The organism is Acetobacter sp. P1H12_c (assembly GCF_018811975.1).
Taxonomy (GTDB): Bacteria; Pseudomonadota; Alphaproteobacteria; order Acetobacterales; family Acetobacteraceae; genus Acetobacter; species Acetobacter persici.
Window position 1 is genome coordinate 63,390 of record NZ_JACRVR010000001.1, and the last position, 16,851, is coordinate 80,240.

Genomic DNA, 16,851 nt, shown 5'->3' on the forward strand with positions numbered 1-16,851 from the left:
TTTAGTGAGTATTTTACTCTTTTATAATCACTTTCCATCATACGCAAAGCTGTGAAACGATGGGAACCATCAGCAGCACAGACGTTTTTAACAGCAATACCCCCAAAACGGGCACGCAGACCGTCTGATGCTCTCCTCTGTTTTACAAGGTGATTTTTCAATGCCGTCTTCAAAAAATCCTCCGCACTATAATCTGTTTATCAAGGGTGCATGGGCCAAACCCAGTGGCGGCGAAACACTGGAAATCCGTAACCCTGCGACAGGAGACATCGTTGGCGTCGTTGCAAACGGGGCTGAGCAGGATGTCAAAACGGCTGTGGGCGCCGCCGCTGAAGCTTTTCCGGCATGGAGCCGCAAAACCGCCGAGGAACGCGCGGATGCGCTGTATGCTTTTAAAGAGCTGATTGAAAAAAATGCAGATCACCTCGCCAGCCTCATTACCAGTGAAATGGGCAAACCGCTAAAAGAAGCAAAAACAGAAGTTGCCTTTGCGGCCGGACTGCTCCGCTTTGCGGCTGAAAATACCCGCAGACTGGAAGGAGATATTATTCCGGGAAGTCGACCGGGAGAAAAAATCCTGATTGAGAAAATTCCGCATGGCGTCATCGGTGGAATTTCCGCATGGAATTTCCCGCTGGCTCTGTTTGCCCGCAAGGTCGGGCCCGCACTGGCCGCTGGCAACACCATTGTGATCAAGCCGCACGAACTGGCACCGCTGGCGGCGCTGGAAGCCACACGCCTTGCCGGAGAGGCTGGTATTTTCCCTGCTGGCGTGCTGAACGTCGTGCCGGGGGATGGGAAAGGCGTTGGCACCCCGCTGGTGGAGCACCCGGATGTGCGGCTGATCACCATGACAGGCAGCACGGCCACGGGTAAAAAAATCATGGCTGCCGCGGCTGAGACTCTGAAAGAAGTTCGGCTGGAACTGGGGGGAAAAGCACCCTTTATTGTTATGGAGGATGCCGATCTGGAGAAGGCCGCCACAGCCGCCGTTCTGGCGCGCTTTACCAATGGCGGGCAGGTCTGCACCAGTAATGAACGCACCTACGTCCATGCCGCAGTTTATGAAAAGTTTGCTGATTTAGTCAGTAAGAAAATTGCGGCCCTGAAAGTTGGCAACCCGCTTGATGCAGAGACTGATATGGGGCCAAAAGTCAGTGAGCAGGAACTGGAAAAAGTTCATGCCATGGTTGAAAAAGCTGTCTCTCAGGGTGCGAATCTGGAAACCGGTGGCCAGCGCCTGAAAGGCGGGATTTATGATAAGGGCTTCTTCTACGCCCCGACTTTGCTGACCAATGTCAAGGAAGGGATGGACATTATACAGAATGAAGTGTTCGGCCCGGTTATGCTGCTGACAAAGGTCACGGATTTTGAAGACGCGCTGCGTCAGGCCAATGATTGCCGCTATGGCCTGTCCGCCTATGTCTTTACGCAGGATCTGAAAACCATCATGCGTATCAGCTCTGATCTCAATTTTGGGGAAATTTACGTAAATCGTGAAGGCGGCGAAGCGCCGCAGGGCTTCCACCATGGTTACAAGGACAGCGGCCTTGGCGGGGAAGATGGCAAATACGGTCTTGAAGCCTATGTGCAGACCAAGACGATTTATCTGAACGCCTGATACTCACGACCTTCGACCTTACGACAATAAAAAACCCCTTCCTTAGCTATTAAGGAAGGGGTTTTTTTATTCAGGAAGGTCTCTCTCAGGCTTAGCGCAGAATACCTGTGTGCCCGATGGAATACCGGCCCGGCTGCGGCCAGACGGTCAGACCGTGCGGTTCCGCACCGACTGGGATTTTCTTCATAGAGCCGTCTTCCGTGTTGATCTGATAAACAACATCGTCAAAACGGCCAGAGAGCCAGAGGGTTTTACCATCGGCGCTTACATTGCCCATGTCCGGGCTGCCCCCCTCAGGGATCGGCCAGTTAGCGACAATCTTGTTGGTTGCAAAGTCAATGACCGTCACACCGCCAGCCTTGCTGTGCGGTTTACCGTGAATTTTATGAGACCCACGGTTCGCAACATACATCTTCGTGCCATCCCGGCTGGGATACAGGCCGTGTGTACCAACCCCGGTCGGGATAAAGCCAATTTCCTTAAAGCTGTCGCCGTCCACCATGAAAACGCCATCGGCCATCATATCGGCCACGTAGAACGTCTTACCATTGGGAGAGATCAGAATATCCTGCGGCATGCCGCCACTGGAAAGCTTCAGATAACCAAGGACCGTTTTATTAACGGTATCGACCTTCACCAGATGGCCGCCAAATTCACAAGTGAAGATCGCGTAGCGCCCATCAATGGAAAAATCGGCGTGGTTCACGCCTTTACAGTCCGGCGTTTCCACAGACTGCTGGAGCGCCATGGTGTGCGGGTCACGGAAGTCCAGCCGTTTACGCGCCTCGGCCACCACAATGGCGGATTTGCCATCGGGTGTGAAATACATGTTGTAGGGATCATCTACCGCAACGGCCGGGCCGGGTTTGGCGGTGCGCGCATCAATAGGGGTCAGGCTGCCATTTGTGGTGCCTTCCGCATTGTTCGTCACCCACAAGGTCCGCAGATCCCAGGACGGCACAACATGCTGCGGGCTTTTCCCAACGGGGAAGCGGTCCACCACTTTGGATGTTGCCGGGTCGATCACGGACACATCATTGGAGCGCAGGTTCGGCACATATACGCGGGCCGGGTCCTGTGCCACTTCCGGATTGATATGCTCCGGTGTGGTCTCACTATACAGGTTGGCCGGGTTGATAACCGGCGGCATGCCCGGGATGGTCTGCACAGCAGAAGGTGCTGCGGCAGTGGCTCCGGCCGTCTGGGCGGGAGCACCCTGCACAACAGGGGCCTGCGCGGGAGCGGGCTGCGGAGCAGCAGACGGCGCGGTTGTCTGCACAGGGGACTGACTGGCTTCCTGCGCAACGGCCAGACCGGCCCCTGCACCCAAAGCGACAAACACAGCCGTAGCGGCTGCCAGATGTCTTTTTACTACCATAATATTACAGCCCATCCCTTTCTTGTGCTGTCATCGTCACGCAACGAGGCTTTAGCATATGGGCGATTAGGCGTCTATTTTCGCCCCTCTGGTGCAGAAACGCTCTTTATTGAGATTTATTCTTAAAGACTTTTTAAAGACCTTTCTGGCCTTGTATTCAGAACCCTCGTGCCGCCTGAATAGCCTGCACGGCGGCAGAGATCTGCATCCCAAGACCAGCCTGCCCGAGAGCCGCGGAGGCCCTTCGTGGGTCTCCCCCATAAATTCCCTGCTGCGCGGACGGGGTGCCAGCGTGATGCAACGCATCCTGCCGCACCATGGAAGGGTCAACCGCCAGCATCAGCGAGGTGTCACTGATATCTGCATGCTGGCCCACATCCTTGCCATACCCCTGTTGCTTCAGCCAGTCAGCGTACTGGTGTGCGATCACGGTATAAAACCCGCTGACATACAGAGCCTGTGCCCCGTTCCCGTGCCATTTCTGATTAAGCGCGGCGGCCGCTTTTTCCAGATATTTCTGGTAACCACCGTGATCCCCCACAAAAACAATCAGCCGGAAGCCCTGCACCTGAAAACTCTCTCCCGCGGAGATAAGGAGTTTTTCAAAAACATCGGGTGGAACCGTAATTGTTCCGGGGAAACGCATATGGGAAGAACGCGGTGAAGTGCCGCCTTCCGGCACATAGGCCACAACGGGAGCAACCAGTGTTTTACCTGTTTTCTCCGCAATTTTTTCCGCAAGATAAGCAGCGCGTTCATTATGCTTGCCAACCGCAATGTAGGGGCCACTCTGCTCCGTGCCCCCCACGGGGATGATGATTGTCGTCACGCCCGCCGCAACACCGGATTGAATTTCCGTCCATGTGTGTTTTTCAAACAGAACAGAATTTGCCGTACTGCCTGACTGCGCGCCCTGTTCCACAGTCTGCGCAGATACCGGTGAGGACAGCAGGGCTGCCCCCAGCATAAGCCCCGGCACAACACACTGGAAAATCTTATTTTTTTTGTTTTTTACAGGCACAGCTTATTTCTTCTTTTTTCTGGTTTTAGCCGGAGCGGGAGCCAGCAGCGGAGCAAGAAACTGGCCGGTATAGCTTTCCTTGCAGGCCACAATATCTTCCGGCGTGCCTTCCGCAACAATGCGGCCACCGCCATCGCCACCCTCCGGCCCAACATCCACAATCCAGTCGGCGGTTTTGATCACTTCCAGATTATGTTCAATGACAATCACGGTATTACCCTGATCCACCAGCGCATGCAGAACTTCCAGAAGTTTACGCACATCTTCCGTATGCAGCCCGGTTGTCGGCTCATCCAGAATATACACTGTCCGGCCTGTTGCCCGGCGTGCCAGTTCCTTCGAGAGTTTGACACGCTGAGCCTCCCCACCCGAAAGGGTGGTTGCCTGCTGGCCCAGAGCGACATAGCCCAGACCGACTTTTTGCAGAATGGCCAGTCTGTCCCGGATACGGGTCTGTGCAGAAAAATAGGGCAGGGCTTCATCCACGCTCATTGCCAGCACATCGGCAATGGATTTTCCGCGGAATTTGATATCCAGCGTCTCGCGGTTATAGCGCGTGCCCTTGCAGGTATCGCAGGTGACAAACACATCCGGCAGAAAGTGCATCTCGATTTTGAGAACACCATCCCCCTGACACGCCTCGCACCGCCCACCCTTTACGTTGAACGAGAACCGGCCCGGCTTGTAACCCCGCGCCTTGCTTTCCGGCAGTTCTGCAAACCAGTCACGGATAGGAGTAAACAGGTCTGTATAGGTTGCCGGGTTAGAGCGGGGTGTACGGCCAATGGGAGACTGATCGATATCAATAATCTTATCGAGCAGCTCAATCCCTTTAATGTTTTTATACGCTTCCGGCGTCTGGGAAGACCCCATCAACTGGCGGGACAGGGCTTTATAAAGCGTATCAATAACCAGCGTGGATTTCCCACTGCCGGAAACCCCTGTTACGCAGGTAAACGTGCCCAGAGGAAAATGGGCCGTGACGTTTTTCAGGTTATGCCCGGTGGCGCCTTCTACCGTCAGAACTTTTTTCTTGTCATACGGCCGTCTGTGCTCCGGCACCGGAATCCTCTTACGCCCGGACAGATAAGCGCCTGTCAGGCTTTCCGGCACCTTGGCAACTTCTTCTGGTGTGCCTGCGGCAATCACGGTGCCACCGTTCACACCCGCTCCCGGCCCCATATCCACAAGCCAGTCCGCACTGCGGATTGCATCTTCATCATGCTCAACAACAATCAGAGTATTTCCGAGCTTTTTCAAACGCTCCAGCGTTCCAAGCAGTCGCTCATTATCGCGCTGATGCAGACCAATCGAAGGTTCATCCAGCACATAGAGAACCCCGGTCAGCCCGGAGCCAATCTGACTGGCCAGCCGGATACGCTGGCTTTCACCACCCGACAACGTGGCGGAACTGCGGGAGAGGGTCAGATAGTCCAGCCCGACATCATCCAGAAACGTCAGACGTTCCTGAATTTCCCGTAAAATACGCCGTGCAATCTCAGCTTTTTGGGGTGTGAGCGTTGGCATGACAGTCTCAAACCACTCCAGCGCCGTGCCAATTGGCAGGTCACAGGCCTGAGCAATGGTTTTATCCGCAACACGCACAGACAGAGCTTCTGGCCGCAGGCGTGCCCCGTGGCAGACATGGCATGGCTTTTCTGACTGGTAACGGGAGAGTTCCTCACGCACCCACATGCTGTCCGTGTTGGCCAGACGCCGGGCCAGACTGGCCAGAACCCCTTCAAACGGTTTGCTGACCGTGTAACTTTTCCGACCATCCTGATAAGTAAAGTCTATGTTCTCTTCAACGCCGTTCAGAATACCGTTCTGCGCTTCTTCCGGCAGGTCTTTCCATGGGGTGTCCATGCTGATGCCAAAATGCGCGGCCAGACTTTTCAGTGTCTGTTCCAGCAAAGGGGATTTTGCATCTTTCCAGGGTGCAATGGCCCCTTTCTGCAAAGACTTTGAAACATCCGGCACCACAAGAGCCGGATTGAAAAATGTTTCAGACCCCAGACCATCACAGGACGGGCACGCCCCCTGCGGCGCATTAAAGGAGAACAGGCGCGGTTCAATTTCTTCCAGCGTAAAACCGCTGACAGGACAGGAAAAACGGGAAGAAAAAACCAGACGTTCCGGCTCTGCGTCTTTATCTTTCAGAACTTCTTCCGTGTAGGCAATCCCATCGGACAGGCTCAGGGCTGTTTCAAAACTGTCCGCCAGACGGGTTTCAATCCCTTCTTTCACAACGACGCGGTCCACCACCACTTCCACAGTATGGCGTAGCTTGCGGTTCAGGGCCGGGACATCCGCAATTTCATACAGTTCCCCATCCACCTTTACGCGGGTAAAGCCCTTGCGCTGCAACTCCGCCAGCTCTTTCCGGTATTCCCCTTTACGGTCCCGGATAACGGGGGAGAGCAGCAGCAGGCGCGTGCCTTCAGGCAGCGCCATGACACGGTCCACCATCTGGCTGACGGTCTGCGCTTCAATCGGCAAACCCGTGGCTGGAGAGTACGGCACCCCGGCCCGCGCCCAGAGCAGACGCATATAGTCGTAAATTTCCGTCACGGTCCCCACGGTGGAGCGGGGGTTTTTGGACGTGGTTTTCTGTTCAATGGAAATCGCGGGGGAAAGCCCTTCTATGGAATCCACATCCGGCTTGCCCATCAGTTCCAGAAACTGGCGGGCGTAAGCGGAGAGGCTTTCCACATAACGGCGCTGACCTTCGGCGTAGATCGTATCAAACGCCAGTGACGATTTCCCGGAGCCGGAAAGCCCGGTCACAACCGTCAGACAATCCCGTGGAATATCGATATCAACATTTTTGAGGTTGTGCGCCCGTGCCCCGCGCACACTGAGTTTCTGAGCACTGGGAAAAGATGGATTGTCCATAAAATACCGCTGCCGTTCCTGTTTTGTCCAGTATGCCGCCTTTGCCGCCCTTCATGCAATCAGGGAATGGCCGCCCGGCACGTCTTCCATGCTGATATGGGATGTCTCTCGCCAATTCCCATTGCACCGGGGCAAAGGATTCACCATTTAGAAAGCTAATGCGGTTTGCGCCGCCGGATGGACCCCGCGCCACCCCGTCGTTTTGAGCAAGGATGAACACCAGATGGACCATATTATTGGCCAGCAAGCCCCTCAGGCTTCCGGCAGCCTGATGCAGGACCCGCTGGCACAGGGGCAGACCGCCACGCCTCAGGCCTCAGCTCCGCTGATTACGGATGGCACACAGGCCACCTTCATGCAGGATGTGATTGAAGCCAGCCGGTCCATCCCTGTTCTGGTCGATTTCTGGGCGGACTGGTGTGGCCCGTGCAAGCAGCTTGCTCCGGTGCTGGAAAAGGTTGTGACCGCGGCCCGTGGCAAGGTACGCCTTGTTAAAATTGACATTGAAGCCAACCGCGCGCTGGCCGCCCAGCTCACGCAGATCGGCCTGCCGCTGCAATCCATCCCGATGGTCGCGGTCTTCTGGAAAGGTCAGATTCTGGACCTGTTTCAGGGCGCTCTGCCGGAAAGCGAGATCAAGAAATTTGTGGAAGGCGTGCTGAAGGCCGCCGGTGGCGGTACGCTGCCCGCAACGGAGCTGTTGCAGGAAGCCACTGTGGCGATGGAGACCAACCAGCCTGCGCACGCTGCGGAGCTGTTCTCCGGCGTTCTGGGTGAAGAACCGGAAAACCCGAAAGCATGGGGCGGCCTGATCCGCGCCATGCTGGCTCTGGATGATGAAGAAGCTGCCGACGCCGCCCTTGCCGACGTGCCGGAAAAAATCCGCGATACACCCGAGGTTGCAGGCGCACGCGCAGCTCTGGAACTCAAAAAGGAAGGCCGCAAGGCCGCGCAGGAAATGGAAGAGGTCCGCGCCCGCCTTGCCGCCAACCCGCAGGATCACGCCGCCCGCTGCGAACTCGCGACAGGCCTGAATGTGGCTGGCAAGCGGGAAGAAGCCGCGGATGAACTGCTCTCCATCATCAAAGCAGACCCGAACTGGAATGAGGGTGCCGCCAAACAGCAGCTTTTCCGCTTTTTTGAAGCCTGGGGCCATGATGACCCCGCGACACTGGCCGCCCGCCGCCGGCTGTCTTCCCTCCTGTTTTCCTGACACGGTTCCTCTTGGCCTCTTTCTTTCCTGACGAAGAAATTCTGCGTCACGTTCCCAGAGTTTCAGACCTGACTATGGCCGATATCCCTGCGGAAATCGGCCTGTTTCCCCTCAGCGGCGTTCTGCTGCTGCCACGGGGCAAGCTGCCGCTGAACGTGTTTGAACCGCGTTATGTGGCACTGGTGGAAGATGCTCTGGCCTCCCGGCGGCTGATCGGCATGATTCAGCCTTTATGGAAGGAAGAGGATGAAGAAGAGGACAATAAAGCCCCGCCTCTTTATTCCGTTGGCTGTCTGGGCCGCATAACCTCATTCACCGAACGGGCGGACGGCACCTTTGCCGTAACCCTAAGCGGCGTGGCCCGGTTCCGGGTGCTGCGGGAGACAGGCCTGCACAGAGGGTACCGTCAGGCACGGATTGATGTCTCATCCTTTGTGGGTGATCTGAGCGAAATTCCGTCTGAGCCTTTTGACCGTGACAAACTGTTCAACTCTCTGCGCCAGTATTTTCGCCAGAAAGGGCTGACAGCCCGCTGGTCTGTTATTGAACAGATGGAGGATGACGCCCTGCTGGTCACCCTTCCCATGATCTGTCCTTTTCCTCCGGCGGAAAAACAGGCATTGCTGGATGCAGGTAGCCTGACAGAGCGTGTGCGTGTGCTGCAAATGCTGCTAGACCTGTCTGGTCCTGAAGAGGAAGGTCCGCCTTCCTGAATCATTTTTATGGGTATGACTCATGTCTGGTGCTGAAATTTCTCCTCCGCTTGACCAGCGGCTCCTCTCCATTCTGGTCTGTCCGGTGACAAAAGGCCCGCTGACCTATGATGCCACCACCAATGAGCTGATCAGCGCACAGGCTAAACTGGCCTTCCCCATCCGGGATGGCATTCCTGTCATGCTGCCGGAAGAAGCCCGCCCCCTCGAAGGCTGAGTTTTTTAATATCCTCAAGGCTGGATAACGCTCTGCCGTGAAACGCTGCGCCCCTCTGCTCAGAACCAGATCCGCTCCACGCCTCATGCTGGAGCTGGGGGCGCTCGTTCTGGCGGCCCCCCTTCTGGCCGGATGCCATGTTGAGATTGAAGGCGATAATATCGACCTTCCTCCAGAACGGCCGGGCCGTTTCCTGCCTGAGGCCGCTCCGGCAGAAGCCCGCGCGGCGCGGGAGCAGGAACGGCGAGAAGATATGGCGCGCAATAACGGCCAGAACCCCGATAAAGCCCAGCCGACCGACCGGTACGAGCCTCTGGCTCCCTCCGATGCTGCAACCGGCCCGCTCCAGGCAGGGGACGGCCACAGCGTTATCCCGGAAACACAGGCTATTTACGGCAAGCGGGAACAACAACAGCCGTCATCGGCCCCGCAGTCGCACTAAGCCTGCTTCAGCGCGGCACCAGAGGCCCGGCTGCCCGCACACCACCGCGCCAGACCGCGGCAATCTGGTCAACAGCCGCAATATTGTCCGCAGGATCTGCCTCCAGTACCACAAAGTCTGCCCGCTTGCCGGGAGCAATCACCCCACGGTCAGACAGGTTCAGCAAGGCGGCGGCCTGACTTGTCGCCAGTGTCAGCGCCTGAAGAGGCGTCAGCCCGGCCTGCACCAGCAGCCTCAGCTCCCGGTGTTCCGCAAAGCCGGGAATCCTTACCGGAGCCGCGCCGGAATCCGTGCCAAAGCCAATCTTCACCCCGGCTTTATACAGTGTGAGCAGGTTTTTCTGGTTCATCGCCACAGCCGCGTGTGAGGCCTTCGCCAGAGGAGAGGACGCCGTTCTCTGTCGCCATGCCGGGTCCGAAAACTGTTTTTGCAGGTCCGCACTCAGGCCAGCCTTCAGAACCGGATCATTCAGGATTTCAGGCTGCTCAGCAAACAGGTATGTCGCTTCATCCAGACTGATTGTGGGAATATACCACACGCCCCGGTCTTTCAGAGCGGTAATAAACGTGCCGTCCACCGGCTCATCCCGCACACCGTGCGCAATAATGTCTGCCCCGGCGGCTACAAGCCGCTTGCCGTAATCCAGATCATGAATATGCACGGCCACACGCAGATGCTGGCTATGGGCTTCATTGATAACAGCCTGCCAGATTTCCGGCTTCATAACAGGCAGGGGCTTCTGGCTGGCTACTCCGTTGCGGAAATCATCCACCCAGAGCTTCACAAGGTCCGTGTGCTCCCGTGCCATGGTCTGCACAGCCTGCTGTGCCTCAGCCACGGTAGCAGGGCGGAAAATCTGATCTTTCCCGACCTTGACCATGCCCTCCGGCGGCATTCCTCCGGGCACCCCAATCCCCTGATCAACCCCAAATAAATCCGCCCCGGTCGAACCATCCGCATGCTGGGCCTGCCGGAGATCATCAAAAAGAGGAGATTTTGTCAGACCAAGGGCGGTGACAGTCGTCACGCCATAGCGTTCATACTGGTCCAGCGCTCCCTGGATAACGGGTGCTGTAAAGTTTTGAGACCCGACGGAGGTGCCTGAAACAACGCCCACATGGCTGTGGTTACTGATCAGACCGGGGATCAGCGTTTTACCGGAAAGATCAATCCGCTTTGCGCCCTTCGGCACGGCCAGCTTGCCCGTATGCCCCACGGAAACAATACGGGAGCCCTGCATCAGCACCGCCATATCATCCTGTTCTGCAGCACCCGTGCCATCAAACAGACGCACATGCTCCAGCACAACAGGAGAAGAGGCCTGTGCCTGCTGCGCCCTTGCAGACCCTGCCGTGCCTCCAAGACCAATTACGCTGGCCGCAACACCAGCCAGCAGCAGGCGGGAAAACCCCTGGCCTGCCTGCTTTTCCTCTGAACGCCACCCCATAGACCCGTCCTTTTCTGTCGAACGGTGCTTAGTCCTCGTCGGCGCCAATTTCGGGGGCATGTCGCCGCATGAGGTCCGCACCGGCCATTCCAAGAATCCCCACCATCATGCCAATGGCGGTTGGTATTGCGCTGCCACCGGGCAGCAAACCCACCAGAACACTACTCAATGAACCAATTCCAAACTGCATGGTTCCCAGCAGGGCAGACGCGCTGCCTGCATGCTGGCCATGATGATAGAAGGACATCACAGTCGCATTCGGCCCGATAAAGCCCAGCGCGCCGGTAATGCTGGCAATCAGCGTGCAGGTCAGAAGAGCGTGATGCTCCCCGGCAACCCCGCACAAAGCCAGCACCGTGAACAGTCCTCCGGCAACAATTGCCCAGAGTAAAGCCCCTTCCAGCAGCACCGGCATGGCAACCCGATGCACAAGGCGACCGTTGATCTGCGTTCCCAGAATGAAAGCCGCCGCATTCACCCCGAAAAACGCCCCGAACTGACCGGGCGTGAAATGCAGCACCTGCTCAAACAGCACAGGAGCACTGCCCAGATAAGCAAACATCACAAAGGTTGAAAATGTGGCGATCAGCGCGTTGGACAGGAACACCGGCTCCTGACTGATGGTAATATAGCGCGTCAGAATTTTGATGGGGGAAAACGCAACCCGGCGTTCTGGCTGCAACGTATCCGGCAGAGAGCAGAGCAGGCCGACAATGGCTGCCAGCGCATAGAGCGTGCCGATCCAGAAGATCCACCGCCAGTTGCCAAACTGCAGAACAAGACTGCCCAGACTGGGGGCCAGAACGGGCATAACACCAAAAACCAGTGTGAGCTGAGACATCAGCTTCGCACCTTTTTTGCCTGTCGCCACATCACGCACAATGGCGCGCGGAATCACGGCGCTGGCCGACCCGCCAACGGCCGCCACAAAGCGACACAGGCAAAACAGATGATAATCCTGCACCATCGCGCAGCCAGCGGAGGCAATGGCAAACACCAGCAGGCCAAGCATAAGCGGCACACGGCGGCCAAATCTGTCAGACAGCGGCCCCTGAGAAAACTGCCCGATGGCCAGCCCTAAAAACCAGGCCCCCAGCGTAAACTGGGCTGAGCCTTTGCCGCCCCCAAGATCGTGCTCCACCTCCGGAAAGGCGGGAAGATACATATCCGTTGCCACCGGCCCGATGGCGGTTACCAGCCCCAGCAACACAATCAGCCAGGGTGTAAAGCCGGTTCCCGGCACAAACGGGGCAGGAGAAAAGCGCGGCATAGTCTGAATGTCCCAGCCTGTTAGAGTCCAAGCCAGCCAGAAAACATCCAGAGGCCACCAATCAGAAGAGCCCCTGCTATCAGAACAGGCAGGAGAACCGTTAGCAGAAAACTGCCTTTTGGCTCAGCGGGCTCGGCAATGCCGGTTTGCTGAAAAATCCGGTCTGCCCGGGCATCTGCCTCAGCATCCTCCGGGCTTTCTTCTGTCCAGTTCTGGTCTGCCATATGTCCCTCCTGCGGCCACTCTCCGGTCTGTGTCAGCCTCCGGAGGGGCTGACACATCATCAGAGACGTGTTGTGCTTACAGTAGAAAGCCCGGAATGCTCAGAAACATTTTAGGCAGCCAGAGACTAAGCAGCACCGAACAGAGTCAGGAAAAAACCTTATCTGCTTCAGAAAACCCACACTCCGAGAGAGCTGGGCATTAAGCGCCGGGCTTCTGGGAAGAGGCATTATCAATTTTTGCGAAGAGGGAGGATTGCAGCGTGAAGATCGGATAGACCCTACGCGGGATTATCCCAAACTGCCTGCTTTAAAAACGCTTACAACGTGAGCGTTTGAAAATATATTATAGCGGAAAAAGCAAAAAAGCGGAAACTGGTGGAGCCAATCTCCACCAATTTTCTGTGTCTGACTGGTTCTCTCTGTCTTTAATATGTTGTATCATATCAATATATTAGAGGTCCAAGTGTCTCCCACTGTGTCTGTGCGACTCTGTGCAGCGCTGTTTTTAAGAGGGGTCCGAAGAGGGGTTCTCCGGTTATGAGTCGGGTTTCACCACATCAGCTTACAGCAAGGCAGGTCAGCGCCTTGAAGAATGGTTCACTCTGCGATGGTGGTGGCCTATGGCTCGTCGCGCAAGCCTCTGCAAAGTCATGGTTTTTTCGGTTCACCAGCCCCATTTCCGGTTCCCGAAGAGAGATGGGGCTGGGCTCTGTCCATGACCTGAGTTTGGTGGAGGTACGGCGAAGAGCGGCTGAAGCACGACATCAGCTTTCAGACGGCCTCGACCCCATTGAAGAGCGCAAAAAAGTGAAAGCCTTGCGCCGGAAAGAGTCCGGCCTGACCTTCTCTGAGATTGCCATGCGCTATGTAAAGGAGATGGCGCCGGGCTGGCGAGGCGACCGGTCTGCGACCGTGTGGACCAGCTCTCTGGAACGGCTGGTGTTCCCTGCCATCGGTAAGAAGCCCGTTGCTGAGGTGGAAACGGATGACGTGCTGGCAGTCCTGCGCCCTATCTGGGAAACGACGACAGAGACCGCCGACAGGATGCGCGGCCGGATCGAACGGATTCTGGATTATGCCCGCACCCATGGCTGGCGAGACGGCGAGAACCCGGCCCGCTGGCGTGGGCATCTGGCCAACATCCTTCCCAAGCCATCGGCTGTCATGAAGGTACGGCACTACCCAGCCGTGGACCGGAAGGACATTGGCAAGGTCATGAGCACATTGGTCGAGGCCGAGGGCATCTCCCCCAAGGCCGTAAGATTTGCCTGCCTGACCGCAGCCCGGTCTGGCGAAGTCCGGAATGCCGTCTGGTCTGAAATTGATATGATGGTCCAGACTTGGACCATCCCTGCGCACAAGATGAAGGCCGGGAAAGAACACCGCGTGCCGTTATCCGCAGGAGCAATGGCCGTGCTGCAGGAAGTTCTGCCGTTCCGTGACCGATTAGCGGGAGACTTGATCTTCCCCGGCGGGAAGCGTGGCAGGCCGCTGTCAGACGTGGCGCTGTCCAAAGCCCTTCACAATGCGGCCGGCACGAAAGACGTGACCGTCCATGGCCTGCGTTCCACCTTCCGCGATTGGGCTGCAGAAGAGACTGATTATCCGCGGGAAGTAGCCGAGATGGCGCTGGCACACACCATCAGTGATAAGGTGGAAGCTGCCTATCGGCGTGGGGATCTGTTCGATAAGCGGCGGGAGATGATGACTGAATGGTGTAACAAACTGTCATCTTCTCCGCCTTGACGCACAGCGTGGCATATACAATATCTGTAAGTGTCCGGTGAGGTGAGAACGGCTACCTCACGCACCAGTCTGTTTTACAGACGGGTAACTAAGTCACATGTAAGCCTGTCGCGCGGGGCTTTTTGTGACCCAAGAGATCGGGGATTGCATCCCGCCCGGACAAAAAGAGACCGGCTTGCCCGGTCTTTTTTTATGCCCCTTTAGGGAGATGTAGGCGTCCTGCAGACCGACGGGCCGTTATCGTCCTCTCTGGCAGACGATATGCTGTCTTGATGCGATACAAGCCATCCTCATCGACCTCCAACCCCACAGCAATCAAAACATACTCCTGCTCTGGACTCTTCGACCGGAAGCGAATGACGAGTTCAAAATTATCGGAATGATTTGGGGCCTGTCCAATCAGCCCGGGCGACTGCCCGACGCGATGTAAGGCGGACATACACGCGTCATAATCATCGGGATGGTCTTTGGCGATGTGCCAATGGGCCTGCCTACTCAGATATAATTCACCCGGTAGCAATTCACACTGAAGCGTACGATTGACCAACTCAACGTCCAGCACACCCAGCCTTAAAGCAACGCATTGGGACTTGTGACGAGGGGCTGGCATTACGAGGTTGAGACCATTCGATTCTTAAATTGCCCGAATGTAATGCCTCAATTCACCCCTACGTAAAAGGCTAAGGCTGCGGTTTAACAGACCTTCGCCTTCAGCCACTCCATAATCTGCCACCGCACGCCCCTTCAAACGACAACAATCATCCTCAAAAGAGGGCGTTTCCAAATTCCGGAAATCGTTTCTTTTTTTTGACGTATGCGTTTCTAAAATTCGACGCATCCGTTTCTTTTTGTCGGTAGTTATGGGGGGACAGGTCTAAGCAGCTTGGGAACAAAAAATATTTGATGCCAATATTTAACGATCTCGGTCCTTATTTCGGCTCCAAATTTCGTCACGGAAACTGAGTTCATCACTGACGTCGCTTAATACCGCGCTATACGGTACCGTGTGTTTTTATGTGTTGGCTTATTATTTTTTGTGTTTGTTATTTTGTGTACTTGTTTTCGAATTAGTACTACGTTTCCGGCATGGAAATTACCTCCCCAACATCCCCGATTTACCGCATCACCATTCCCGGCCTGCTGAGAGCCAAAGGCCGCCCGCGATTTGGCAATGGCCGGACCTTCACGGATGCAAAGACTGTACAGGCTGAGAAGCATATCCAGCGCCACGCCATAGAGCAGATCGGCAAGCCGTGCCTGACCGGGCCGCTGCACGTTTCCCTGACAATCAACATTGCCCCGCCGCCCTCATGGAGCCGGAAGAAAACCGCTGATGCTTTGGCAGGCCGCATCCTGCCGACCAGCAGGCCAGACATAGACAACCAGATGAAGACTGCCGCTGATGCTCTGAATGGTATTGCATGGAAGGATGATGCCCAGATTGTGGATGCCCGCCTTTCACGCCGTTATGGGCCGGAGAGTGTGACCGTGATTGAGGTGCGTCCATTATGACCGGCAAGTGCTACCGAACTATGCAGAACTGCACAGTTTCAGAAACTACCGGGATGCCGGGAATAAACCCCCATAATAGGGGAATTAAAGGGGTGGCCCGGAAAACCGCGCTACCCCGCAAGAGACGTATCCCCCGCAAACCAAGCCCTGCTCAGGTTGCACGGTTTGAAGCCCTCCGGGCGCGGGTGATGGGGATGCCGGGAGGTGAGGAGGCAACTGCTGCAATGGATTTTGAAAAACGGAATAAAAGAAGATAAGAAAAAGAAGAGAGTGAATTATATTCACTCTCTTCTTCTTAGTCATACCGGAACTAAAATTGGCCAGGCCCTTAGCCCGAAATTACGAGCGTAAAGCACTTTGCCAGACTTCGCACATTTCCGCCAAGAACGGAAAATATAGCGATATCCCGGTGGAGCTGGCGGCAAAGGTTTCTTCGCCATCATGCCTCTCCTAGGGCGACATTTGCCTTGACAGAGCTTCCAACCTGTACCAGTAGTACGGCTGTCGAGACCTCGTTGGTTGCTCTGCGGCTTTCCTACCAGCTAGCCCCTTGCCCAGCAGGAAAAATGGAGGTCTGAGGAGAAATCCTCAGATCTTTATTTTTTTGCGGGAAAAGTCTTCCCTTGCGCTGCAGATAAGACAACCTATTCGCGGCTGCCTGATAGCCTACACCATGTCTTTGCATCACTATTTCTGGTGTATCATCTGCAGAAAAAAAACTCACCGGCATTAATAGTTCACTCGCAAACTGATTGGCTTGCGGTTCACTCTGTTTGAATACTGGGATATTTTGCTCTGGCTGGACGCGAGCTAATTGCAGATTAGTATGCATATCCCAATGACCCAGTTCATGAGCGGCTGTAAAGCGGTCGCGACGTTCCCCTTCCCATGCGCGCCGGTATACATCTTCTCGTAAGTAAATCGCCTTACCTGAGGGATCTGTGTATCCTTCAGCACTTCCCATTTCTTCTTTCTCTACAATAATTAGATCAAATAAAGATAGCTTATTAGCCAGTACTTTTTCCATAACTTTCATCACTGGAAAATATGGTTCAGTTTCAAGACCCAAAACGCTACGCCAGTGAAGAGCATTACTTTCAATTTTGGACCAACTTAAAGGCGGGACAATAAAGCTATCTCCAGTCATCACTT

General features: G+C 55.7%; 14 protein-coding genes. 7 read left to right on the forward strand and 7 right to left on the reverse strand.

Annotation, left to right across the window (positions count from 1 at the left end; genetic code table 11):
* Positions 1-160: 160 nt before the first annotated feature.
* Positions 161-1,621, forward strand: a complete 1,461-nt coding sequence (gene aldA, locus KP699_RS00300) for an aldehyde dehydrogenase (RefSeq protein WP_215761235.1) — start codon at positions 161-163, stop codon at positions 1,619-1,621.
* Between the two features lie 91 nt (positions 1,622-1,712).
* Here aldA and KP699_RS00305 read toward each other — a convergent pair whose 3' ends face one another.
* From KP699_RS00305 to uvrA, 3 genes are all read right to left on the reverse strand, one after another.
* Positions 1,713-2,999 carry a YncE family protein gene (locus KP699_RS00305; RefSeq protein WP_212355177.1) on the reverse strand — a complete coding sequence of 429 codons (1,287 nt, stop codon included), beginning with the start codon at positions 2,997-2,999 and terminating at the stop codon, positions 1,713-1,715.
* A gap of 157 nt (positions 3,000-3,156) precedes the next feature.
* The gene (locus KP699_RS00310) at positions 3,157-3,966 is read right to left on the reverse strand and encodes a creatininase family protein (RefSeq protein ID WP_215761496.1); all 810 of its coding nucleotides are present in this window, start codon (positions 3,964-3,966) and stop codon (positions 3,157-3,159) included.
* A 57-nt stretch (positions 3,967-4,023) separates the two neighbouring features.
* Positions 4,024-6,915, reverse strand: coding sequence for an excinuclease ABC subunit UvrA (uvrA, locus tag KP699_RS00315; RefSeq protein WP_212362878.1), 2,892 nt, complete (start codon positions 6,913-6,915; stop codon positions 4,024-4,026).
* A gap of 223 nt (positions 6,916-7,138) precedes the next feature.
* On the opposite strand from uvrA, the gene KP699_RS00320 reads away from it, so the two are divergent.
* From KP699_RS00320 to KP699_RS00335, 4 genes are all read left to right on the forward strand, one after another.
* Positions 7,139-8,128 carry a tetratricopeptide repeat protein gene (locus tag KP699_RS00320; RefSeq protein ID WP_215761236.1) on the forward strand — a complete coding sequence of 330 codons (990 nt, stop codon included), beginning with the start codon at positions 7,139-7,141 and terminating at the stop codon, positions 8,126-8,128.
* A gap of 74 nt (positions 8,129-8,202) precedes the next feature.
* The gene (locus KP699_RS00325; protein WP_237388907.1) at positions 8,203-8,841 is read left to right on the forward strand and encodes an LON peptidase substrate-binding domain-containing protein; all 639 of its coding nucleotides are present in this window, start codon (positions 8,203-8,205) and stop codon (positions 8,839-8,841) included.
* 22 nt (positions 8,842-8,863) lie between these two features.
* Positions 8,864-9,058, forward strand: coding sequence for a Trm112 family protein (locus tag KP699_RS00330; protein ID WP_035374327.1), 195 nt, complete (start codon positions 8,864-8,866; stop codon positions 9,056-9,058).
* A gap of 37 nt (positions 9,059-9,095) precedes the next feature.
* Positions 9,096-9,500, forward strand: a complete 405-nt coding sequence (locus KP699_RS00335; protein ID WP_308164717.1) for a hypothetical protein — start codon at positions 9,096-9,098, stop codon at positions 9,498-9,500.
* Between the two features lie 7 nt (positions 9,501-9,507).
* Here the strand turns inward: KP699_RS00335 and KP699_RS00340 are convergent, their stop codons facing one another.
* Genes KP699_RS00340 through KP699_RS00350 form a run of 3 tightly spaced genes read right to left on the reverse strand, consistent with a single transcriptional unit; the run spans position 9,508 to position 12,441 of the window.
* Positions 9,508-10,947: an amidohydrolase family protein gene (locus KP699_RS00340; protein ID WP_215761238.1), complete on the reverse strand. Its 1,440-nt coding sequence runs from the start codon at positions 10,945-10,947 to the stop codon at positions 9,508-9,510.
* Between the two features lie 28 nt (positions 10,948-10,975).
* Positions 10,976-12,217: a multidrug effflux MFS transporter gene (locus tag KP699_RS00345; protein WP_215761239.1), complete on the reverse strand. Its 1,242-nt coding sequence runs from the start codon at positions 12,215-12,217 to the stop codon at positions 10,976-10,978.
* Between the two features lie 20 nt (positions 12,218-12,237).
* On the reverse strand, positions 12,238-12,441 hold the full coding sequence (locus KP699_RS00350; protein WP_035374330.1) for a hypothetical protein: 204 nt from the start codon (positions 12,439-12,441) through the stop codon (positions 12,238-12,240).
* Positions 12,442-12,978: 537 nt separating this feature from the next.
* Here KP699_RS00350 and KP699_RS00355 point away from each other — a divergent pair.
* Together KP699_RS00355 and KP699_RS00360 are read left to right on the forward strand one after the other, a co-directional pair.
* Positions 12,979-14,187 carry a phage integrase central domain-containing protein gene (locus KP699_RS00355; RefSeq protein ID WP_215761241.1) on the forward strand — a complete coding sequence of 403 codons (1,209 nt, stop codon included), beginning with the start codon at positions 12,979-12,981 and terminating at the stop codon, positions 14,185-14,187.
* Positions 14,188-15,273: 1,086 nt separating this feature from the next.
* Entirely contained in the window at positions 15,274-15,699 is a 426-nt protein-coding gene (locus KP699_RS00360; RefSeq protein WP_215761242.1) for a RusA family crossover junction endodeoxyribonuclease, read from the forward strand.
* Positions 15,700-16,234: 535 nt separating this feature from the next.
* Here the strand turns inward: KP699_RS00360 and KP699_RS00365 are convergent.
* Positions 16,235-16,846 carry an ImmA/IrrE family metallo-endopeptidase gene (locus KP699_RS00365; RefSeq protein ID WP_215761244.1) on the reverse strand — a complete coding sequence of 204 codons (612 nt, stop codon included), beginning with the start codon at positions 16,844-16,846 and terminating at the stop codon, positions 16,235-16,237.
* Positions 16,847-16,851 lie beyond the last annotated feature (5 nt).